This is a genomic window from Arthrobacter sp. ES3-54 (genome assembly GCF_029504395.1).
GTDB lineage: Bacteria > Actinomycetota > Actinomycetes > Actinomycetales > Micrococcaceae > Arthrobacter.
Map to the genome: position 1 here is coordinate 115,453 of NZ_JAQFIF010000011.1, position 21,663 is coordinate 137,115.

General features: G+C 64.0%; 17 protein-coding genes and 1 tRNA gene. 7 read left to right on the forward strand and 11 right to left on the reverse strand.

Features of this window, described 5'->3' with window-relative positions:
* Entirely contained in the window at window positions 1–1,479 is a 1,479-nt protein-coding gene (locus M2428_RS17275; protein WP_277527192.1) for a glycerophosphodiester phosphodiesterase, read from the forward strand.
* A gap of 46 nt (window positions 1,480–1,525) precedes the next feature.
* Here the strand turns inward: M2428_RS17275 and M2428_RS17280 are convergent, their stop codons facing one another.
* From M2428_RS17280 to M2428_RS17300, 5 genes are read right to left on the reverse strand one after another with little or no spacing between them, the layout of a single operon-like run.
* Window positions 1,526–2,806, reverse strand: coding sequence for a hypothetical protein (locus M2428_RS17280; protein WP_277527193.1), 1,281 nt, complete (start codon window positions 2,804–2,806; stop codon window positions 1,526–1,528).
* A complete protein-coding gene (locus M2428_RS17285) occupies window positions 2,807–3,565 on the reverse strand; it encodes a CDP-alcohol phosphatidyltransferase family protein (protein WP_277527194.1) in 759 nt (252 codons plus the stop codon). It abuts the gene before it with no gap.
* Entirely contained in the window at window positions 3,562–5,004 is a 1,443-nt protein-coding gene (locus M2428_RS17290; protein WP_277527195.1) for a hypothetical protein, read from the reverse strand. Before M2428_RS17290 ends, M2428_RS17285 begins: the two co-directional genes overlap by 4 nt.
* Window positions 4,988–6,142, reverse strand: a complete 1,155-nt coding sequence (locus M2428_RS17295) for a glycosyltransferase (RefSeq protein ID WP_277527196.1) — start codon at window positions 6,140–6,142, stop codon at window positions 4,988–4,990. Before M2428_RS17295 ends, M2428_RS17290 begins: the two co-directional genes overlap by 17 nt.
* A complete protein-coding gene (locus M2428_RS17300; protein ID WP_277527197.1) occupies window positions 6,135–6,983 on the reverse strand; it encodes a glycosyltransferase family 2 protein in 849 nt (282 codons plus the stop codon). Before M2428_RS17300 ends, M2428_RS17295 begins: the two co-directional genes overlap by 8 nt.
* Window positions 6,984–7,024: 41 nt before the next feature.
* Between M2428_RS17300 and M2428_RS17305 the strand changes: the two genes are divergently transcribed.
* Window positions 7,025–7,807 carry an SGNH/GDSL hydrolase family protein gene (locus M2428_RS17305; RefSeq protein WP_277527198.1) on the forward strand — a complete coding sequence of 261 codons (783 nt, stop codon included), beginning with the start codon at window positions 7,025–7,027 and terminating at the stop codon, window positions 7,805–7,807.
* 14 nt (window positions 7,808–7,821) lie between these two features.
* On the opposite strand, the gene M2428_RS17310 is transcribed toward M2428_RS17305, so the two are convergent.
* From M2428_RS17310 to M2428_RS17325, 4 genes are all read right to left on the reverse strand, one after another.
* Complete coding sequence (locus M2428_RS17310) at window positions 7,822–8,286, reverse strand: acetyltransferase (protein WP_277527199.1); 465 nt, start codon at window positions 8,284–8,286, stop codon at window positions 7,822–7,824.
* A gap of 137 nt (window positions 8,287–8,423) precedes the next feature.
* The gene (locus M2428_RS17315) at window positions 8,424–9,683 is read right to left on the reverse strand and encodes a glycosyltransferase family 4 protein (RefSeq protein ID WP_277527200.1); all 1,260 of its coding nucleotides are present in this window, start codon (window positions 9,681–9,683) and stop codon (window positions 8,424–8,426) included.
* Between the two features lie 6 nt (window positions 9,684–9,689).
* On the reverse strand, window positions 9,690–10,655 hold the full coding sequence (locus M2428_RS17320; RefSeq protein WP_277527201.1) for an NAD-dependent epimerase/dehydratase family protein: 966 nt from the start codon (window positions 10,653–10,655) through the stop codon (window positions 9,690–9,692).
* A gap of 43 nt (window positions 10,656–10,698) precedes the next feature.
* On the reverse strand, window positions 10,699–12,318 hold the full coding sequence (locus M2428_RS17325) for a sugar transferase (protein ID WP_277527202.1): 1,620 nt from the start codon (window positions 12,316–12,318) through the stop codon (window positions 10,699–10,701).
* 765 nt (window positions 12,319–13,083) lie between these two features.
* Here M2428_RS17325 and M2428_RS17330 point away from each other — a divergent pair.
* From M2428_RS17330 to M2428_RS17340, 3 genes are all read left to right on the forward strand, one after another.
* Window positions 13,084–13,157, forward strand: a tRNA-Gly gene (locus M2428_RS17330).
* Window positions 13,158–13,258: 101 nt separating this feature from the next.
* Complete coding sequence (locus M2428_RS17335; protein ID WP_167467922.1) at window positions 13,259–13,408, forward strand: hypothetical protein; 150 nt, start codon at window positions 13,259–13,261, stop codon at window positions 13,406–13,408.
* Entirely contained in the window at window positions 13,405–14,565 is a 1,161-nt protein-coding gene (locus M2428_RS17340) for a N(5)-(carboxyethyl)ornithine synthase (protein ID WP_277527203.1), read from the forward strand. Before M2428_RS17335 ends, M2428_RS17340 begins: the two co-directional genes overlap by 4 nt.
* A gap of 127 nt (window positions 14,566–14,692) precedes the next feature.
* Here the strand turns inward: M2428_RS17340 and M2428_RS17345 are convergent, their stop codons facing one another.
* Entirely contained in the window at window positions 14,693–16,066 is a 1,374-nt protein-coding gene (locus M2428_RS17345) for an MFS transporter (RefSeq protein ID WP_277527204.1), read from the reverse strand.
* A 140-nt stretch (window positions 16,067–16,206) separates the two neighbouring features.
* Here M2428_RS17345 and M2428_RS17350 point away from each other — a divergent pair, with 140 nt between their 5' ends.
* Both M2428_RS17350 and M2428_RS17355 read left to right on the forward strand, forming a co-directional pair.
* Complete coding sequence (locus M2428_RS17350; protein WP_277527205.1) at window positions 16,207–17,061, forward strand: LysR substrate-binding domain-containing protein; 855 nt, start codon at window positions 16,207–16,209, stop codon at window positions 17,059–17,061.
* Between the two features lie 303 nt (window positions 17,062–17,364).
* Window positions 17,365–17,730 carry a hypothetical protein gene (locus M2428_RS17355; RefSeq protein ID WP_277527206.1) on the forward strand — a complete coding sequence of 122 codons (366 nt, stop codon included), beginning with the start codon at window positions 17,365–17,367 and terminating at the stop codon, window positions 17,728–17,730.
* A gap of 99 nt (window positions 17,731–17,829) precedes the next feature.
* Here M2428_RS17355 and M2428_RS17360 read toward each other — a convergent pair whose 3' ends face one another.
* Complete coding sequence (locus M2428_RS17360; protein ID WP_277527207.1) at window positions 17,830–21,372, reverse strand: bifunctional proline dehydrogenase/L-glutamate gamma-semialdehyde dehydrogenase; 3,543 nt, start codon at window positions 21,370–21,372, stop codon at window positions 17,830–17,832.
* Between the last annotated feature and the right edge of the window lie 291 nt (window positions 21,373–21,663).

Genomic DNA, 21,663 nt, shown 5'->3' on the forward strand with positions numbered 1-21,663 from the left:
ATGCAAGCAAATCGACAGTCGCGGCAACCAGCATCCGATGCAGAAAATGTTTTGGGCAATTACGGGATGCTTTCCCGGCGCCATGCACTAATCCTTGGAGCGGCGGGATTCTTTCTGGCCGGATGCACGCCCGATCAACCAATTGTTGAAGCCCCCCCTACTCACACTATTGCCACACTATTCGAACAGGATCGCTTCTTCGTGGCTCATCGCGGCTCAGGAGATAACTGGCCGGAACATACAATGCAGGCGTATTCACAGTCGGTGCAGCACGGCGTTTCGGCGCTTGAGATATCTGTGAACTCGACTAGTGACGGCGTGCTGGTCTGCCATCATGATCAAAGTGCGCTTAGGGTAACCGGGAAGGACAGCAAGGTCGCAGAACTGACCTATGCCGAGCTAAGCGACCTCAGAGTCGATGCCCGCGCTTGGCTCGGCCCGGCGACGGCACTTGAGCCCATTCCGAGGTTACGGGATGTCCTCGACCGATTCGCTGCCTCGCATGTAATTTTCATCGAGGACAAACAGGGCACCAACACAAAAGCGCTTCTTGACTTGATGGACACCTACCCCGATTCCACCGCACACTTCATCTGGAAACAACCGGCCCCCGCACTCCAAGCTGCGGCAGCTTCCAAACGCGGCTACAAGACATGGGGCTACTTCATGCCAGATGCCATCCCGCGTTTAGACGAACTAGCCGCCAGGTTCGATTATCTCGGTGTCTACTACACAGCCGATGACGCGACAGTCAGGAAGGTCGTCGCCCACGGCAAGCCTGTAATTTGCTGGGAAATCCACACCCGATCCGACGCCGACCGTGTGAGCCGCCTCGGCGTTCAAGGCCTGATGTGCTCCAATGTCCCCTATCTGACGACTTCGACTACGGAATCACGCGACAGATTCTCTACCGGCATACGGGCCGCCGGTGATCTTCCTTGGATTACCGACCAAGGCTGGAACGCCCAGCCCGTGATCGACGCGGCATCTGCATCGGTGGTGTTGGATAGGAACCAGAACTTCAGCTACCGGCTGGGCTCGATGGGTCCCGTCACGAAGGAAATCTACAGCCTGACCTTCGAAATGTGTTGGCCGAAGGAGCTCCCGTCGGAACTTCTGCACGCCGGAATCGCATTCGGGCAAAGGGATGACACCCCCTACCGGGTGCTGGTGCCAAGCACCGTCGGGGGGTATCACCTGATCATTCGGCCAACGGGAGAGCTGGTCTTGTACCGGCGCGACCCCGGAAATCCCGCCGGAACACGGTTGCAGACGATCACGACGTCACCGGTAAAGCCCGGGGAATGGATGCGCTTCAAAATCGACGTGACGCCGCCCTCCATCCGGTTCTCCAGGCTCGACGGCGCTGGCTGGGCCGGAGAGACAATGGACCGGGAATATCGCGGGGGATACATCAGCCTCTGCAAGGACTACCCTGCCCCGGTTCCGGTCCAGTTCAGGGGTGTCTCGGTCATCTAGTCAGGGTGACGCGGAGCCGGACGCGCCTTCGTGCCACTCCCAGCGCTCACCTGGCATCAGCAGCCGGCCGAAGTTCGACTTCCGCCGGATCCGGTCCGTGCGATGCCGATTGTGCCCGGGACCACGACCGGGACCGGGACCTCGACACAACAGTGGCAATCCCCCCAACGACAGCTGCCACCGCGACCGCCAGCGCAAATGCCCAGGCAGAAGCAACGGTGCCGCCCGCAGACGCCATGGCCAGCGGCAGCACAAGCGTCAACATGGCCAGAGTGGCGCGCATGAGGGTCGACAACTTGTTTGCCTGCGCCGACCTGTAGTAGGCCAGTAGGACGGTGTAGGGAACCATTGCCACGTATTGCACCAGGTACGGGAGCCGGAGTCCGGACGCAGACTCCCAGGTTGCGCCGAGCACGAGTGCGCCCATCGAGGTCGGCAGCAGCATGACGACCGCACCCCACAGGCCGGCCATGGCTGCTACGACAACAAACGTTTCGATCAGCCGCTTTCGAAAAACCGGACCGCCCCTGGCACGCACGAGTTCGGGAATGACCGCCATCTTGATGGCGGAAAAGGCGGTGTTGAGGGGCGAGAAGAGCAATTGCGCTGCCCGCAGCGCACCAACGCCAGCAGCGCCCAGAGGGAGCGCCAAGAGATACAGGACGACGAAGTTAGAGGCATTTAGCGCTGAGAACTCGCCGAGATAACGGAGCCCGGGGTTGCGGTTGACGCTTAGCCAGCGCCAGCCGCCGCGCAGCGAAGGCAGCACACGGTCCAGCATGAGCCCCAAGGCCAGAGCTGCAGCGGCACCGCAGCCCCAGCAGAGCACGACGACCCACACGGCTCCGGAGGTCAAGGCGACAGCCGCCATGGACGCGATCGACAATACGGCCCAAACAGCGTCTATCAATAACGCCTGCCATGGGCGGCCCTCGCAGATAAACAGGTACCGAAGCGTGTCTTGAAGAAGCACGAAGGGCAAGCTCGCTGCGATGATGAGCCAAATGAGGCGGGATGATTGGTCTGCCAGGATGGCGCCTGCAAGCAGTATCGGGAGGGCGGCGGCCGCCACCAGTACGGTGGCACCCAAAGCGCCCCTTCTCACCGAGGCTTCCAAGGCGGCCGCGGCGGAGTACTTGACCAGTAATGTCTCTCCGATGAGCGCACGCTGGGCGCCGAGGAAAAGGAGCAACCCGGCATAGGCCAAGGAAAACTGACCGAACTCGCCGGCGGTGGCAACATTTGCCGTAATTGCCACCGCTACGAAGTTCGAGATGCTCGATACGGCTTGGTCGCCAAAGGCAACGTACCTGCTCAGACGGGCCATTCAGTCCATCCTTGCCAAGGTACGGGAGAACTTCGCCACGTAAGCGGCGCAGAAGATGCAATGAAAAACCGCCAACGCCAGGTAGCAGGGCAGGAATATGCCGCTCCACGGCACTGTCATCAGGACGAGGCACGTTATGCCGTAGTCAACAGGCAACGTGAGAACTGATCGCTTTAACGAGCTCGCGGCGTCCTGGCCGGGACCCCCTCGGCTGGGGCCCGACTGACGGTTCAGTTGATCAAAGAGGGCGCCAGCGAAGAAAATCGTGGAGTTGGCGAAAAGGAACACTCCGCACAGCACGGCCAGCGCCAGGGCCGGAATGGAAGTTGTGCGCAGGAGGAAGCAGAAGACGGCTCCGTGCAGAACGACGATCCTACCGCTGTCGAGCACATGGTCGAGCCACTCACCCAATTTTGAGCTGCGCCCCTGGAGCCTCGCCAGCTGCCCGTCTGCGGAGTCGAGGATGAACCCGGCGGCCAGAACTAATCCCACGAGAGCGGAACCTGTTCCCGTTCCTGCGCCGAAGGCAAGCCACAGCAATGCCCCGTAGGTCAGCAACGCGCCCGCAAAAGTGACATGGTTCGGCCCGAATCGCGTGTTCCGCAGCGCGGCCGCGACTATCCGGCCAGCGGGCCGGTTGACGTACAGGCAGTACAGGGGGACCCCTTTCTTGCCCTTCTGCGCCAAGCTGAGCTCCTTGAAGGATTGCGCAAACCTGGCTTTTTCCGTGCCCGAACGCTCAAGCTTGTCCGTCGTCATTTGCTTTCACCAGGCTTTCGTTTGACGGCAACGCTCAATACTGCGATGGCCAGGGCGAGGACAAGCAGCCTGCCCATCGACTGCAAGAGGGAGCCACGCAGGAGGATGAACATGTACCCGCAGAAGATGGAGACGCCGAGATAGCCCACCGAACCGGCGGACAAAGCAACTGGCCGGAAACCGGCGTCGAGCCTTCTGCTCAGCAGCCCCAGCAGGGCAAAGGTGACCACCACACCGACGGCTCCGAAATTTATCCAGGCTTCGGCCCATAACGGCGACGACAGGTTGACGTTGGCACTGCTCATCCATTGACCGACTTCGACTCCGCTATCGAGCGGCTTGGTCGGCCAGATGACGCGCGGCACCCAAAACAACAGGGCGCCAAGGAACTGGTAACCCCAGGTGAGCCCCTCATCCCGGGTGAACCCGAGGGTATTCGCGAGCATACTGAACTGGTCGTAGTCCTTGGTCGAAATCATCCGCCACACGGAGTCCGTTTGGAGCATGACGCCGGTCCCCGCTGTTCGGCGGGTGATGTCGCTTAATGGAAAAAGGAAGATCGCCGCCACAACCCCGCCGACGATCGCGAAGTTGAAGAGGGATTTACGTGACCCGATGAGCGGCATGATCAAGCCGAAAAGCACCGCCAGCGTCCAGTAGCGGGAGTTGGAGATCGGGTTGTTGACGACGACGTTGAGCACCACCAACCCGAGCACCAACCCAGCGTCCAGAAGGTTGAGGGAACTTCGGAGCGTCCGGATTACGTGGATGTAGAAAATGAGTGACACCAGGCAAGTTACGGAACCGAAGGCAGAGATGATCGCCCGGGCAGCCTGGCCGCTGTCCGGACTCACCTGGTCGAGGGCTTGGCTCGCCTCCTGCCGGCTGGCAAAGAACACGCCGATTCCGCCAACCTGCGCCACGTAAATCAACCCGCCCAGGATCGCGACCGTCGCAAAGATCCGCAGGGTGTCCATACTCCGCAACGTGCGCACTTGCGGCGGGCCCCCCCAGTCCCGGAAGAGTCTCAGGTGGTACGCCAGATCGAAGCTGATGCAGCCGAGAAGGGTGACAGCGGTCGTCGTGTACAAAGTTGCGTCGTCGACCTGGACTGCCAGAATCGTCGACGCGCCTGTGGACAATTGAGCCAGCGGCACCACGCCCAGACAGATATAGACGAACATCCAGAAGACACCGGCTACAGGTCGTACTTGGTCCTTCCACAAAATGAGGCTCATGCGGAAGGCAGAATAGAGCAGCGCCGAATATCGGATGAGGAAGTCGGTATCGCTGTAGGAGGCTTCCGACGTCGAGCGCAGAATAAGGGGTATTGCGACTGCAAAACACAGAAAAGCCAGGATCGACAGTCCCGGCCCGATTCCGGACTTTGCCTCGCCGGGGATACGGACCGAGCTTCGGAAGTCAGTCCCGGACAGCATTAATCGCCTCCTCATACAATCCCAGGAGACTCTCAGCCAGGGACTCAGCAGACCATAGACCAAGGTGCAGCTCCCGGGCTCGCGCACTCAGCCGGTACCGCAGATCCTGGTCGGCCGCCACTGCGGCCATGGCAGCGTGGAACGCTTCAGGCGTGGGCTCGGCGATAATCGCCGCGGCGGCCTTCCGCAAGGGCGAGGCGAGTCCGCATTCCGATGTCAGGATGATGGGCGTCCCCACAGCCGCCGCCTGGATAATCACCATGGGATAAGGCTCGTGGCGGGCCGGCAAAACGACGGCTGTCGCCCGCGACAACGCGCCTAGGACTTCCGGTTCCGTCAGCTCCCCCGGAAGATCGAACCGATCCTGGAAACCTGAAGCATCGATCAGGGAGCGCACGGCCGCCAGTTCGCCCTGGTCCGGACCCGCAACCACGAAACGGGCCTCTTTTCCCTCCCGCAAGAAGGCAATTGCCGCCTCAACGAACACTGTGGGCTGCTTCCGTGGCGCAAGCCGCGAAACAAAAAGGAAAGTGCTGGTCTGCGGGTCTTCCCACGCCGTGCCGGGGTCGGCAGTAGCGTTCACGACCCGGCGCATCATCGTCCTTGGCACGCCGAGAGACTCAAGGTTTTTTTCCTCGGCTTCCGTCAAAGTCAGCCACAATTTCGGCGTCTGCATGGCCCGCCGGAAGATCAGTGAATCGAACATACGCAGCCCGCGGGAGCTCGGAGCTGCGAGCATGCCGTGGGCCTGCGCGATGACCGGAATCGCAGCACTGCGAAGCATGAGGGCGCTGGAGGTCGTGATGAAGTCGCGGCAGAGGTGAAGCTGGACGACGTCTACCCGGCGGCTGCGGTCCCAGACATGCTTGACAAGACCGACCCCTATCAGGCCCCTGAGGCGGGCGCCCCGAAAGGGGCGGCGGACAGGAAAAATTCTTTCGTGTGGTTCCGGCCGCGTGGCCGGCAGAGCCCCGAGCCAGCCCCCAACCAGTTCAACAGCGGCGCCGCGGCGCACCAACGCGGCACTCTGCATGCGCGCGACCGCCCAAACGCCGCCCGCGACGGCACCCGGGCCGGCGAGGCCGCCGATCTGCAGGACTCTCAGGGGCGCCCGGGCCGATGCGTGTTTCTCAGGCATGGTCTGCCAGCCGCCAGCCGTTTCGCTTGAGTTCGCGAGTCTTCAGGCCTATCTGCCAGTAGTAAGTGGCCAGGGCGACGGCGTAGTCCAGGCCGGCTCGTCCGTCCAGGAAGCCGCGCCGGACGACGTAGCTATAGACCCAGAAGGCGAGTGGCTTGAACGGCACGACATCAAAACGCTGCCCTTGCAGACTTTTCGACGAGCGCACCGTGCGCCGCATGGCCGGGTCAGCGTGGATATAGGCTTCCCAGTCCGAGTATCTGTTGTGCCTGTCGAACCAGGTGCGGACCGGATCAAGATCGTGGTGTGCCAGGAGCCCCTCTGTGCGGCCCACATCGCCCCTCGCCTCCGGCTGGTAGTGCACCTCCAGCTCGGTCATCACCGGGAGCTTCAACAAACCAGTGTCCTCATAGTGGTTATAGCCCCGCTTCAACAGCGAACGTTTGACCACCCGGTGCCCGTGTTTGAGGACCTTGCCAGCGAAGTGATACGAGATGGGAATATCGAAGGCCACCCGGCGTTCCAGCGGATCTGAGACGATCGCGGCGATTTCCTCAACCAGCTCCCGGCTCGGATATTCGTCTGCGTCAAGGAACAGTATCCACGGGTTACGGGTCGGCGCATGCTCGAGCTGCCACTGCTTCTTCTGCGGATATTCCCCGTTCCAGGTGAAGTTGATGACGGTCGCGCCGCTTGCGGCGGCGAGTTCCGCGGTCCGATCGGTGCTGTTTGAATCGACCACGATGATTTCGTCAAAGTCTCTCAACGCCGCTACGCACTTCTCGATGCTCGCCTCTTCATTCTTCGTCTGAATCAGAATCGAGGCTGGTATTTTCTGCATTCACTTCCCCCTCAGGAGTGGATTGCCGATAGTCTTTGCGAATGGATTTTCTGAAGCGCACAAACCGGACCAGATCATCCTTCCCGTTCCGTCATGCGAAGGAACTGGGGTTTGGCTTGCTTGCCGTGGTGGCGGTCCTCATTGCCGTCCTGGCGTTGACCACGCGTGACAACGGGATCGGACCGTCTCCGGGCCTTGCTGCCAGCACGCCGCAACCGAGCCGGGCAGCGGTTCCCAACGTTGACATCATCGGCGACTCCTACGTTGTCGGCTCCGACCAGGGCGGCTACGGGGCAGCCAATTGGACAAAGATTGTCGGCACGCGCTTCTACGAGGAGTCTCATCCGATCGATATGAACGTGATCGGCCATCCGGGCGCCGGATACATCGTCAGGGGCACTGAGAAAGTCACGTTCGCCGAAGCCGCCACCGCTAGTTTGCGCTCGACGGCAGACCTGGTGCTCGTCTTCGGGAGCAGAAATGACGGTAAGCAGAACCCTGCCACAATGGCGGCGGCTGCCACGGACCTCTACACAAAGATCCACGAGCGGGCTCCCCGGGCGAAGCTGATCGTGGTCGGGCCGGCCTGGGTCGACGAAAAGGTGCCCGACTTCATCAGCAGTGACAGCAAGGCGATCGCCGGCGCAGCGTCCGCCGCCGGCATTCAGTTCGTCAACCCGTTGAGCGACCGCTGGTTTTTCGGCGCCGATGCCAAGCTCATAGGAACCGACGGCGTCCACCCGACCGACGCCGGCCATCAGTACCTCGCAGGAAAGATGTATGGGTTGATTTCTAAGACCTTGGCCACCATGGCTACCCCCTAGGTTGCATTGTGCCATCACGGGACATCGTTGTCCGGGAACCGCTCCCGGATCACTGCGGGGCCAGGCGCCCGGCCAAAGACAGCGTTCGGCGGAATTTCCCCGCGGACTACGGTGAGCGGCTCCACCATAGCTGACCGGCCGATGTGAGCTCCGCCGAGCACCATGCACCGCGTCGTCACCCAGGCACCGTCGTCTATATGGACCGGGCTGGTGATCAGACCCATGTCGCTGCGGGCCCGGTGGCTTCCCGTGGTGATGAAGCATTCCTGCGAAACCACGACGTTGGCGCCAACGTAGACATCGTCCTGGTTGTGGAACCAAACTCCTTCACCAATCCAGCAGCCGGCCCCGATGTGCAGCTTCCACGGAAATTTGACGCGGGTCCGGGGCCGGAATGTGACTCCCGGACCGATCTCGGCGCCGAAGGCCCGCAGCGCGGCGACCCTGAGCCGTGAACTTATCTGCCAGGGGTTGCTCACGAACAGCAGTTCGCATACCCCCCATAAATAGACAGTCGTCCGCGGTTTGTCCCACGCTTCACCGGCGCCGGGCGCCTTGGCCAGATCAATGACCGGTGTTTGCCGCTCTGTTCCGGAGTCAGGAGATGGAGCCTGCATCAAGACACCGCCTCTGCCGTCTGCGCGGCCTCTTGTGGTGCTGGAATCCCGCCTGCAACTGCCTTGGCCAGCACTTCTTCGAATCGGGTAGCGATCGGACCGATCCCAAACCGCTCCTCGGCGAGCTGACGGCTGCGCCCTCCCGCCAATACCAACGACGCGGGGGACTGTGCCATCTTGTGCAGCCATTCGGCGGCGCCCATCACACCCTGTGCGTCCGGTTGGCCGACATACCCTCCGGCCGCTTGGATGTCCAGCGCTGCAGGATTGTCCCGTGGCATGAGTCCCAGGACGGGTCGGCCGGCAGCCAGGGACGAGAGCACCTTGCTGGGTATCGAAAACCTTGACGCCCCCGGTTCAAGCAGAGTAAGCAGCACATCTGCAGAGCCGAGCATGTCAGGCAGTTCAGCGGCAGGCTGGAACGGCAGCAGCGTGATTGGCAGTTCTGGTTGCCGCTCCGCGACCTCCCGCACGGTCTCAATCCCCTCCCCCTCCGAGGCGACCACGAGACGTGCCTCGATGCCCTTGTCGAGAGTGGCGCGCAGCAGGTCAATCAACAGCACCGGGTTGTGCTTCCGGCCCAGCGTTCCGGCATAAAGCAGACGTATCCCCCGGTCCTGCGGGAGGTGGGCGAGTGCCCACGCATTTTCCCTTGGCCGGGGGACAATCTCGCCGATCGGCGCCCAGTTCGGGATGACAGAAACGTGGCGCACATCGATGCCCCAGCGCCGGTATGCCCGGCGGAATTCCTCACCGATCGCGACGACCTGGCTGGCGCTGCGGACCAGGTTCTTCTCCATCCTCGTGACCCATCGCTGCGCTGACGGACCGACGGCCGCGGGCAGCCGCTTGCTGATCTCTTCTCCAATGGCGCTGCTAAAGAGGTCTTGGTGCCACAACACCCACGGCTGCCCCGACTTCGCCATCGTCGAACTGAATTTGTTCAACACGAACAACGGAACGTTGCACGCCACGACGCAGTCGGGGCGTGTCTGTTCAAGGTGGCCGACCCACGCTTTGGCAAATGACTTCTCGAACCGCACCCGTCCCAACGGTGAGTACTTTTCGAAGGTCCTGGCCGCGGTGATTCCGCGAAAGGTCAAAGCGCCAGGGTCACCATCCAGACGCTCCAGCTTTCCCTTGCCACTCGCATACTGGGTCGCGTAGGCGTGCTCGACGTCGTGTCCCCGGGCCGCGAGTTCCCGGGACAACTCTGCCTGGAAAGGGTGCCCGGCAAAGTCGTGAATGTGGATGCGCACCGAGGTTCACCCCTGCGCCTTGATCTGGTCGAAAATCCACCCGTAGGTCTTTTCAAGTCCCTCCCGGAGCGTGATGGACGGCTCCCAGCCGTAGGTGGCGCGGTAGAGGGTGTTGTCGCTGTTCCGTCCACGCACTCCCTGCGGGGCGTCCAGCTTGTAATGCCTGGTCACCACGGTGCCGGAGATCTGCTCTAGGAGATCCACCATCTGGTTGATCGAGACCAATTCGGACGAGCCCAGGTTCACCGGCTCGGTCAAATCGCCGTGCAGGATATCTTTGGTGCCCCGGACGCAGTCGTCGATGTACATGAAGCTGCGAGTCTGCTCCCCGTCGCCCCAGATCTCCAGGTTGGTGTCTCCCGTCAGTGTCGCCCGCGCGAACTTGCGCGCGAGGGCTGCCGGTGCCTTCTCGCGCCCGCCGTCCCAAGTGCCGTGCGGGCCGTAGACGTTGTGATAGCGTGCGATCCTCGTCTCCAAGCCGAAGTCCTCACGGTAGTGCCGGGCCATGCGTTCGGTAAACAGCTTCTCCCACCCGTAACCGTCTTCCGGCTGCGCAGGGTAGGCATCTTCCTCGCGCAATGCGATGACGTTGGCGGAGGTCTGATGTCCCGCAGCGTAGACGCAGGCCGAGCTGCTGTAGAAGAACCGCTCAACACCAGCTTCCTGCGCCGCCATTAGCATGTGCGTGCTAGTAAGCACTGTCAGCATGCAGGCGGCCTTGTTGTTCTCAATAAAACCCATGCCGCCCATGTCAGCGGCTAGGTTGTACACGTACTGCACCCCACGGTTGACCTCACGGGCCGTCTCCAGCAGCGAGCAGTCGCCTTGCACGTTCTCCGCCGCCGAGTGCACTTGGTACCACTCTGCAAACGGCTTGCGGTCTACTGCCCGGACAGATTGTCCGTCTTTGAGGAGTTGCGCCACCAAATGGCCGCCGATGAATCCACCAGCCCCCGAAACAAGTGTGGTCATAGCTTTACCTTCCTAGTTTTGTAGATCAGAAACCTTGGGTTTGTCAGTAAGCCCCGACCGGTTTGATGAGCATCTTGGCTGTGCGCCACAGGATGATCAGGTCGCCGGCCAGTGACCAGTTTTCGACGTAGTACAAATCCAGGCGGACGCTGTCCTGCCAGTTCAGCTCCGACCTGCCGTTGATCTGCCACATGCCGGTCAGGCCGGGCTTGATGTACAGCCGCCTGAGAACCTTGTGCTGGTATTTATCGACCTCGCGCTGCAGAGGGGGCCGTGGACCGACCAAGCTCATGTCGCCCTTCAGGACGTTCCAGAACTGCGGCAACTCGTCCAGGGAGTGCTTCCGCATCCACCGGCCGACCTGGGTGACCCTGGGATCGTTCTGCATCTTGAAGAGCACTCCCGCGCCCTCGTTCTGTTCTAAAAGCCCGGCGAGGTCGTCCTCTGCGGTTTCGACCATCGACCGGAATTTCAGCATGTTGAACTTCTCCCCGCCGCGGCCCACCCGCTCCTGCTTGAAGATCACCGGACCCGGGCTGTCCCGTTTGATGAGTACGCCGAGGACAAGAAACACCGGTATGAGCGCCACCAAAGCGGCTGCGGCCAGCGTGATGTCGAAGAACCGCTTCAAGGCGTGCTTGGCGCCGGAGTACTGGGGCAGCTCCACGTGCATGAGGGGAAGTCCCTCAACGGGACGGGAATGGATCCGGGGACCGGCCACATTGGTCAGTCCGGTGGTGAGGATCAGCTGGGTGGAAGACTGTTCCAACTTCCACCCCAGCCTTTGTATGTAGCGGCTGCCGCCCTTCATGGGTCCGGCCACCACGACGGCATCGGCGTCCACGTGAGCCACTGCTTCCACGACGCTCCGCTCGTCTCCAACCACCGTAAAGATCTGGCTGCCCTGCGTGAAGGCGCCAGGGCCGTGGGACCCAGCAAGCGCAACGCCTACGACCTTGTACGCCGCTCCGGATTTCTTTCCTATTTGGCTGACGACGTATCGCACGTCATTTGGCCGGCCCAGTACGATCACGCGCGAGAGGTAGTGGCCGTGAACCCGCTGCCTGGACAACCACTGACGGAGGCCCCAGCGCGCCATCAGGAGCCCTGCCAGCCCGGCGGGAAGGGCGAGTGCGAAGAATCCCCGGGCAATGTCGATATTCAGAACAAAGCAAACCAACGCGATGAGGCCCAGTAGCATTGCGCTTGCACTGACAACGCGCCTGTATTCGTCGATCCCGATTCCGACAATCCGCGTATCCCTGCTCTTGTACAGTCCCAGCGACAGCATCCAGGCGGCCGCGATGACCACGGAGATTTGGAGATAGTCAACGTGGAGTCCGCCCACGCCCACCGAACTCGCGGCGCTCAACCCGAATCGGGTGATGTGGGCGGCCGCAGTCACCGCGGCGATCACCAGGGCGTCTGCGGCTATCAGCAGCCGGCGGTAACGGTTTGCCCAGCGAATTCCCTCGCGCCGCGAGCTGCTCGCCAGGCGGAGTTTCGCGGACCTGAAGTCTGGAAATGCGATTGGTGGCGGGGCCAGCGCTACCCCGCCGCCGCCAACGGGCCCCGGCAAATCCTGCGGCCATGACGGGACCCGGACCCGATCCGGCGATCGAAACCCCGGGTGGGCCGGGGCGCGTTGTTTGAGCTCACTCATGCTCGCCTCCGGTTACGCCCAGGAGAAGACTCACTCGAACCGCGCCATGTGCCTGATGTTGCCCGATCCGTATCGCCGCAGGGCGCTGTTTTCCTGGCACGCGAGGCCGGCTAAGCCCACCCGTTGGCAACAAAGGATGGACCACCATCAACTTGTGGTCGTACATAGTGAGACCTTCTAGCGACTTGGTTGGCTGTGGTCTCCCCTAGTAAATTCGATGCCCTTCTACCGCACACGAGTGGGCTCTACCCCTCTTGGATTTCGGAACCACTCGTCATGGTCGATGCCACGGCCTGACTACTCGCATTGACTACCCGGATCCGAGATAGAACTACCCATTCGACAGCGGTATCCGGCCGATATTCGGCGCAAATTGAGGGGCACACCATGCCATTTCGAGCAAAGGGCGGGCTCCGGCGGGATCGAACCGGTGGTCTGTGGCGCGAAGGGAAGCAAATTGCGTCACCCTCGATTGCCTACTCGTTGGCTGTAGAGGCCGTTGAAGACGCAGCCATCCCAGTGGTTAGCCCCAAGGACACCAACGCAGGTCAGGAACACCGGGGACTGGTACCGTTGCAGAGCGCAGTTTGAGGTTGATGTTGCCTTACAACTTGGAGTTTGTGCCGAAGCTCAGAGTCTCAGCCGCAGCCCAGGTAGGGAAGTCTTCTTGGAATCCCGTGCGGCTGTTCAACGACGCCGCCAGACTGGGGTAATGTAAATCTCGTTGTTTCACCGGGGCAAAGTCCAGCAATGACTGGCCCCACTGCGGCTGTAGCTCAATGGTAGAGCGCTAGCTTCCCAAGCTTGATACGCGGGTTCGATTCCCGTCAGCCGCTCCAATCCACTCCCGCGTTTCCGCGCCGCTCCCGGGCCTGCCATTAGGTTGCTACCTGTATGGTCAGAAGTCAGGAACCTCTTCGGTTCCGCTACAGGAGCAATCATGGCTGACAAGTCCCCCCGTCAAGCAGCATCCAAAAAAGCCGGCAAATCCATCAAGGAAAAGCGCGCGGACAAGAGGGCCGCTTCTGCGCCGGCCAGCTCCCTGGACAAGGTGACCGCCGCGAAGACGGCGAGCCCCAAAAAGAAGTGACCGGTTCCTCGAACCACCTCACCCTCGGCGTCCTCGCCAGCACACGCAAACCGGACGAGCGACGCCTCCCCATCCACCCCCTGCACCTGGACCGCATCGCTCCGGAAATCCGGGAACAGCTGATCCTTGAGGAAGGCTACGGCGAGCGATTCGGCCTTTCCGACGCCGAGCTCGCGCCGCTCGTGGGGCGGATCGCGCCGCGAAAGCAGCTGCTGGCCGACGCCGACGTCGTCCTCTTGCCCAAGCCGCAGCCCGAGGACCTGGCCGAACTCCGGGACGGGCAGGTCCTCTGGGGCTGGCCGCACTGCGTCCAGGACCGGGCCATCACCCAGCTGGCGATCGACAAGAAGCTCACGCTCATCGCCTTCGAGGCCATGAACCACTGGGCCAGCGACGGCGGCTTCGGCCTGCATGTCTTCCACAAGAACAACGAACTCGCCGGCTACTGCTCCGTGCTGCATGCCCTGGCGCTGACCGGTTCCACCGGAGACTACGGCCGCCGGCTGAGCGCCGTCGTGATCGGCTTCGGGGCCACCGCCCGCGGCGCCGTCACGGCACTGAATGCCCACGGCGTCCATGACGTGCAGGTGCTGACCAACCGTGGGGTTGCCGCGGTTGGCTCACCCATCCACTCGGTCCGGATCGCACAGTTCGACCACGACAACGAGGCCCCGTTCCTGAGCGAGGTCATCACCGAGCGCGGCCGCGTGCCGCTGGCGCCGTTCCTCGCCGGCAGCGACATCGTGGTCAACTGCACGCTGCAGGACCCCAACGCGCCGCTGACGTACCTGCGCACCGAGGACCTTGACGCCTTCCGGCCCGGCAGCCTGATTGTGGACGTTTCCTGCGACGAGGGCATGGGCTTTAGCTGGGCGAAAACCACCACCTTCGCCGAGCCGATGTTCCAGGTGGGCCACCACATCGACTACTACGCCGTGGACCACAGCCCGTCCTATCTCTGGAACTCCGCCAGCTGGGAAATCAGCGAGGCGTTGCTGCCGTTCCTCGAGACCGTGGTCTCGGGTCCCGGAGCCTGGGCCGAGAACGAGACCATCCGCCGCGCAATAGAAATCCGCGACGGCGTGGTCCTCAACCCGGATGTGCTGCAGTTCCAGCAGCGGGAGCGGGAGTTCCCGCACCGCCCTCTGTCGCGCTAACACAGCCAGCGGCTTCCGCACGTCTCCCGGGTTTCCGGACGAAATAGGGCCGCCGCTGCGTGGATCAACGCAGCGGCTGCCCTTTTTTCGGTGCGGAAGCTAGGGTGTGGCGGCTTCGGCGCGAAAGCTAGGGCGTGGCCGCCGCCTGCCGCCCGCCCTGGTTCCGGACGATCCGCAGCAGCCGGCGCCGGTCCTTCAGGTCCACCTTGAGCATGAGCTGCCCGCGCCGGGCGAGGACAACGCCGACAGCCACGGCGGCCAGCATCGGCACGCTCCCGGATACCAGGACAGCGGTGTGCGGGTTGGTGTGCTCGGCCAGCCAGCCCATCATCGGCCCGCCGATTGCCTGGCCGCCGATCAGCACCATGATGTACAGGCTCATGACCCGCCCGCGGATGGCCAGGTTGGAGCTGACCTGGACCAGCTGGTTGGCGGCGGTCAGGAACATCAGGCACCAGAAACCGGCCAGCACCATGGCCGCGCCGAACCACTCCATCGACGGCGCCAGGGAAGCCAGGCACAGCATGAGCCCGTACATTCCGGCGCCCAGGACCACCGAGCGCAGCCGCAACGCGCGCCGCCGGGCCGAGGTGATGGCACCGGCCAGCGCGCCGAGGGCCACAAGGGTGTTGAGCAGCCCGTAGCCGCCGGCACCGGCGTCGTACACGTGGTCGGCGAACGCCGCCAGCAGCACGGGCAGGCTCATCGCGAATACCGCGATGAACCCGGCCATCAGCCAGGGCCAGTAGATGGTGGGTTTGCTGAGCGCGTAGTCCAGCCCTTCCCGCATCATGCCCCGGCGCTTGGGGGCCGGCGTGCTGACATGCAGCTGGTCCTTGCGCAGGCTCAGGAGCATGGCCATCGTGAAGCAGCAGGCCACCGCGTTGCCGGCAAAGGCCCAGCCGGCGCCCACGGCGGTCAGCAGGATCCCGGCGATCGCCGGTCCGATCAGGCCGCCAAGCTGGAAGATCGTGGAGTTCACGCTGATCGCGTTCCGCAGGTAGCGGGGGCCCACGAGTTCGTTGACGAACACCTGACGGGCCGGCTGGTCCAGCACGGTCACGAGGCCCAGCACCAGCGCGATCGCGTAGACGTGCCCCACTTCGATCCGCTGGCTGAGCGCCAGGACGGCAAGGGCCGCGGCGAGTGCGGCGGCCACCGACTGGCACAGCATGAGGATCTTCCGCTTCGGGAAGCGGTCCGCCATCATGCCGGCCCACGGGCCAAGGAACAGGGACGGCAGGAACTGCAAGGCCACTGTGACGCCGACGGCGGTGACAGAGCCGGAGAGCTGGAGCACCAGCCAGTCCTGGGCGATCCGCTGCATCCAGAGCGCAATCACGGCGACGAAGTGCCCGATCGCGAAGATGCGGAAGTTGCGGACCTTCAGCGAGATGAAGGTGTGGCGCCAGGGCAGGCGCTCGTTGACGACGGCGAGTGGTTGGGTGATGGTGTCCGGCAGGGAAGCTGTGTTCGCCTCTAGCGGCGGAGGGGGTGCCACGGAAAAGTCCTCAAAAGAGCGGGTGAGCGGGATGGACTCAACGCTAGGCTGGCCACAAGAGATTATGGAAGCCTATTCAACGCATAACTCGCATTACAAAACGCAATGCAGGGTTTGCGGCACCTGATCCGGGAGACCCCATGTTCGAACCCGCCCAGCTCCGCTCGTTCTTGGCCGTGGCCGAAACCCTGAGTTTCACCAAGGCCGCGGAACGCCTCGGCCTGGCCCAGCCCACCGTCAGCCAGCACGTCCGCAAGCTCGAGTCCGCCGCCAAGCGGGTGCTGATTGCCCGGGACACCCGGGATGTGCGTTTGACCGACAACGGCGATGCCATGGCCGGCTTCGCCCGGAGCATCCTCGCCGCGCACGACTCCGCCGCCCGGTATTTCTCCGGATCCGCCATGCGCGGGCGCCTGCGCTTCGGCACGGCCGACGATCTTGCCATCACCGGACTGCCCCGCATCCTCCGGGAGTTCCGGCAGATCTATCCGCAGATCAACCTCGAGCTGACGGTGGGCCAGAGCGACCAGCTCTACAAGCGCCTCAACGCCGGTCAGCTGGACCTTGTTTTCGTGAAATGGGTGGCGGGGGCCAAAGACGGGACCGTGGTCCAGCAGGACGCCTTCGCCTGGGTCGGGCTGGAGCAGACCGTGCTGGATCCGGCCGATCATGTCCCGCTGATCGCCTACCCCTCCCCCAGCCTGAGCCGGAAGCTGGCGATCGATGCGCTCGAGGCCACGGGCCGCACCTGGCGGATCACCTGCACCACGCGGCAGATCAGCGGCGTGCTGGCCGCCGTCCGGGCCGGCATTGGGGTGGCAGTCATGCCGTCCTCCCTGGTGCCGGAGGATCTGAAAATCATCACCCGCCGCTTCGATCTGCCACCCGTGGGCGATGTCGATTTCACGCTCATCCGCAACCCGCTGGCCAATACCGAGGTGATCGACGCCCTCACGCAGGCAATCGTGGGCCGGACCCTGAAACGCCCGGCCTGACGCCGGCCCTGATACCCGGGCGGGCCTAGCCTGATGTCCCCCGGGCGGGCCGCGGCCTGCTCAGATCCCTCCGCGGTACTTACGCGGCGGTCTACCCGGACGCGTGCAGTACTTACTTGACCATTGAACGGTGCAGGTACTTCATCTATCCTGACACTACTCAAGCTCTACCGTTCGAGGTCAAGCAGTGGCCCGTGACAACGATTCGAAATAACGAACGCTGTCCGTCGCTGATGCCGTATGGCTGGCGCCGGAGCGTTCGGGATAGGCCCGCCAATGATGCCAGCCATAAACCACCCCCGATTGTCCACCCCCCACGCGCCCCAGGCCGCCCGTCCGGTAACCGCGCCGGCGCACCCTGCAGCGGCCGTGCACCACCCGGGCGCAACGATGCAGCACTCCAGCGCCGCCCAGCACGCAACCACCGCCGCCCACCGGGGCATTCGCCCGGCCACCCTCGCGGAGTCCGAGTACGTGGCAAGCCCGTACTGCGAACGCTGCGGCACGGACGAGTTCATTTACCTAGAGACCTTCGTCCCTGCCACGCACCGGCGGGACGGCTCGGTCAGCAAGCTCGGCGAGGTCACCTACTTCTGCTCGGGCTGCGACGACTTCTCCGCCCACGCGGTCCCCGCTTCCTGGGTTCCGCCGGGCTGGTACTTCGGCTAAGAGTCCCGCCGCTTAACGCCGTCGCCGCCGTGCCGCACCTTTGGGTGCCTGCACGGCGGCGATGGCGTTTTAGCACGCCTGAGCTAGGGGCTTAGCAGCCTAGATCAGGGCGTCCGAGATGTGGTTGGGCGTGCCGAAACGGTGCGCCGTGATGCTGATGGCCTGCTCGTGCAGGAACGGCAGCAGCTCCACGCGTCCGGCTTCCGTGACAGGGTGGACGTACACCGCCAGGTCCGGACGGCCGCCCGTGGCCTCAGACAGGGCCTTGGCGTCCCCGCCGATCAGCCGGATCCGGGCGCCGGAGAGCTTGCCCGCCGCGGCGAGTGTGCCGGCGGAAGCGAGCCATTCGGCGTCGTTCTCAACAGTGGTAGCGATGCCGAGCACGGACAGGACTGCGCGCAGTTGGGCGGGCAGTTCGACGGCGGTGGAGACCGTCAGGTCAGACCCGGCCAGGACTCCCGCGGCGACGGTCCGCACCAGGCCGGCCAGGGGCTCGCCTTCCGAGAGGCGGACGGTGACGGGCAGCGAACGGTAGCGGAACACGTTGCGCTCCGCACTCAGGTCCGAGACGTCCTTCGCGGTGCCGAACTCTTCGGCCCAGGCGCGGGCGTCGGAGGCGAGCGCGCGCTGCAGCGGTGCGAGTTCGTCGGCTGTCAGGAAGCCCTTGGCCGCATCCTCGATCCGGCGGACGCCGGAGTGGGCGGGAGCGGCGGCCGGCGTGCCGGCGGCGGTGCTGGGCTTGCTGACCCATTCGCCGAGGCCGACGAGGTAGTTCGGCCCGCCGGCCTTGGTGCCGGCGCCGACGGCGGATTTCTTCCAGCCACCGAACGGCTGGCGCTGGACGATCGCGCCGGTGATGCCGCGGTTGATGTAGAGGTTGCCGGCCTGGATGGTGTCCAGCCAGGTCCCCAGCTCTTCGGTGTTCAGCGAGTGCAGGCCCGCGGTGAGGCCGTATTCGATCTGGTTCTGGATCGCAATGGCCTCCTCGAGGGTCTCCGCGGTCATCACGCCGAGGACGGGGCCGAAGAACTCGGTGAGGTGGAAGTAGGATCCGCGGCGGACGCCTGAGCGTACGCCCGGGCTCCAGAGCTTGCCCGTATCGTCGAGCTTCCGCGGCTCCACGGCCCAGGTCTCGCCCTCGCCGAGGGTGGTGAGGGCGTTCAGGAGCTTGCCCTTGGCGGGCTCGATGATCGGGCCCATCTGGCTCGCCGGGTCCTCGGGGTAGCCGACCTTCAAGGAGGTGACGGCGTCGATCAGCTGGTTGTGGAAGCGCTTCGATTTCGCCACGGAGCCGACGAGGATCACCAGCGAGGCGGCGGAGCACTTCTGGCCGGCGTGGCCGAAGGCGGAGTACGCGACGTCCTTGGCCGCGAGGTCCAGATCCGCGCTCGGGGTGACGATGATGGCGTTCTTGCCGCTGGTCTCGGCCAGCAGGGGCAGGTCCTTGCGGAAGGAGCGGAAGAGCTCGGCGGTCTCGTAGCCGCCGGTCAGGATGACGCGGTCCACGGCCGGGTGGGAAATCAGCTGCTGGCCCAGTTCCCGCTCGCCCAGCTGGACCATGGTGAGGACGTCGCGGGGAACGCCGGCCTCCCAGAGGGCCTCGATCATGACCGCGCCGCTGCGGCGGGCCTGCTTGGCGGGCTTGATCACGACGGCGGAGCCGGCGGCGAGGGCGGCCAGGGTGGAGCCGGCCGGGATGGCGACCGGGAAGTTCCACGGCGGCGTCACGACGGTGAGCTTGGCCGGGACGAACGTGGCGCCGTCGACGTCGTCGAGTTTGCGGGCGGACTCTGCGTAGTAGTGCGCGAAGTCCACTGCCTCGCTGACCTCGGGATCGCCCTGGTCGATCGTCTTGCCGGTCTCGCTGGCCATGACCTCGAGGAGATCGGCGCGGCGGGCCTCGAGGACGTCGCCGGCGCGGTGCAGGATTTCGGCGCGCTCGGCGCCGGAGAGTGCACCCCAGGCCTTGCCCTTCTCGACGGCGGTGTCGATGACCGTGTTCAGGGTCGCGGCATCGTTGATCGTGGCGGCCTCGACGGCGGCGTTGCCCAGTGTCGACGTCGCCACGCGGCCCAGGATGGCCCGGCCCCAGTTGCGGTTGGCGGGCAACGACGGATCGGTGTCCGGGGTGTTCTCGAACGAGTCGTGCGGCAGCGGCGCGGCCGGGAGGGCGCGGTTCTGCAGGCGGTTCGGGGCCGGGACCTCGTCATCGAGCTTGGCGAGCGAGGCGAGGAAGCGCTGCTTTTCGCGCTCGAAGAGGGATTCGTTCTCGCTGAGTTCGAAGACGGCGGACATGAAGTTGTCCTGGCTGGCGCCCTCTTCGAGGCGGCGGATCAGGTAGGCGATCGCGACGTCGAACTCGGCAGGGTGGACCACCGGGGTGTAGAGCAGGAGGGAGCCGACGTCCTTCTTGACGGCTTCAGCCTGGCCCTGGGCCATGCCGAGCAGCATCTCGAATTCGATGCCGGACTCCACGCCGCGCTGCTTGGCCAGGAGCCAGGCGAAGGCGATGTCGAAGAGGTTGTGGCCGGCCACGCCGATCCGGATGTTGCGGATCCGGTCCGGGTGCAGCGAGTAGTTGATGACGCGCTTGTAGTTGGTGTCCGAGTCCTGCTTGGTGCCCCAAGTGGCGAGCGGCCAGTCGTGCAGGGAAGCTTCGACCTGCTCCATGGGCAGGTTGGCACCCTTGACCACGCGGACCTTGATGGCGGCGCCGCCGTCGGCGCGGCGGGCGGCGGCCCAGTCCTGCAGTCGGATCATGGCGGACAGGGCATCCGGGAGGTAGGCCTGGAGCACGATGCCGGCCTCAAGGTTCTTGAACTCGGGCTTGTCCAGGATCCGGGTGAAGACCGCGATGGTCATGTCCAGGTCCTTGTATTCCTCCATGTCCAGGTTGATGAACTTGGCTTTGGAGAAGGAGGCGGCGCGGGCGAAGAGCGGGGTGAGCTTCTCCACGACGTGCTCCACGGCCTCATCGAAGGCCCACGCGGAGTGCGGGGCCACCGTGGAGGAGACCTTGATCGAGACGTAGTCCACGTCGGGCCGGGACAGCAGGGTGTGCGTGCCCTCGAGCCGGCGGGAGGCCTCGTGCTCGCCGAGCACGGCCTCGCCGAGGAGGTTGACGTTGAGCTTGATGCCGTCCTTGCGGATCTTGGCGATGGCCGGGCCCAGCTTGGCGTCGGTGGCGTCAACAATGAGGTGGCCGACCATTTCCCGCAGCACCCGGCGGGCAACTGGGATGACCACCTGGGGCAGGACCGGGGCCATGGTACCGCCGAGGCGGACCGCGCTGCGCATGTACCAGGGCAGGAAGGCGGGGACCTTGGGGGCCAGGGCGGCGAGGTTGCGGGCGGCGACCTGCAGGTCTTCGGGACGGACCACGCCGTCGACGAACCCGACCGTGAAGTCCAGGCCGTTGGGGTCCTTCAGGACCCCAGCAAGCTGCTCGGCCGAGGCGTCGACGGGCACCTTTGCGGCTTCGGTGAGCCAGTGGCGCACCAGCGCGATGGTGTCCTCGGCGAGGGCTGCGGCCTCAAGGACCGTGGAGCCTTCCGAAACGGCGGCGTGCGTGGCTTCGTTGCCTGCGGCGCTGTCTGCTGCGTTTCCGGTGGTTGCGCCGGGCTCCGTGGAGATGTTGGTCATGGCTGGAACTCGCTCTTTTCTCAAGATGTGGACCTCTTATGAATCAGTATGCGACCGGATTTTCATAAGATAAAGCGAAGTTTTCTGAGCAATACCGGTTAGAAAATCCGAAGCTTCTATTTCCCGCCCGAACGTTCGGAAACCACCCCGGACCCATAAAAACCCGTTGCGCTATCACTCTTGGCCCTTAAAACCTGGGCAGAGTCATATGGTCGCAGCAACGCTCTGATTGATGGAGCGTTAGATGGCCAGAGTGTTTTCCCTCGATGCGCGCACTGAGTTCTTCGATTT

Bases quoted from the DNA above. Each gene is read 5' to 3' on its own strand.
- M2428_RS17275 (WP_277527192.1), top strand. From the start codon at position 1: ATGCAAGCAAATCGACAGTCGCGGCAACCAGCATCCGATGCAGAAAAT.
- M2428_RS17305 (WP_277527198.1), top strand. From the start codon at position 7,025: ATGGATTTTCTGAAGCGCACAAACCGGACCAGATCATCCTTCCCGTTC.
- M2428_RS17360 (WP_277527207.1), bottom strand. From the start codon at position 21,372: ATGACCAACATCTCCACGGAGCCCGGCGCAACCACCGGAAACGCAGCA.
- M2428_RS17335 (WP_167467922.1), top strand. From the start codon at position 13,259: ATGGCTGACAAGTCCCCCCGTCAAGCAGCATCCAAAAAAGCCGGCAAA.
- M2428_RS17280 (WP_277527193.1), bottom strand. From the start codon at position 2,806: ATGGCCCGTCTGAGCAGGTACGTTGCCTTTGGCGACCAAGCCGTATCG.
- M2428_RS17325 (WP_277527202.1), bottom strand. From the start codon at position 12,318: ATGAGTGAGCTCAAACAACGCGCCCCGGCCCACCCGGGGTTTCGATCG.
- M2428_RS17295 (WP_277527196.1), bottom strand. From the start codon at position 6,142: ATGCCTGAGAAACACGCATCGGCCCGGGCGCCCCTGAGAGTCCTGCAG.
- M2428_RS17285 (WP_277527194.1), bottom strand. From the start codon at position 3,565: ATGACGACGGACAAGCTTGAGCGTTCGGGCACGGAAAAAGCCAGGTTT.
- M2428_RS17300 (WP_277527197.1), bottom strand. From the start codon at position 6,983: ATGCAGAAAATACCAGCCTCGATTCTGATTCAGACGAAGAATGAAGAG.
- M2428_RS17290 (WP_277527195.1), bottom strand. From the start codon at position 5,004: ATGCTGTCCGGGACTGACTTCCGAAGCTCGGTCCGTATCCCCGGCGAG.
- M2428_RS17320 (WP_277527201.1), bottom strand. From the start codon at position 10,655: ATGACCACACTTGTTTCGGGGGCTGGTGGATTCATCGGCGGCCATTTG.
- M2428_RS17350 (WP_277527205.1), top strand. From the start codon at position 16,207: ATGTTCGAACCCGCCCAGCTCCGCTCGTTCTTGGCCGTGGCCGAAACC.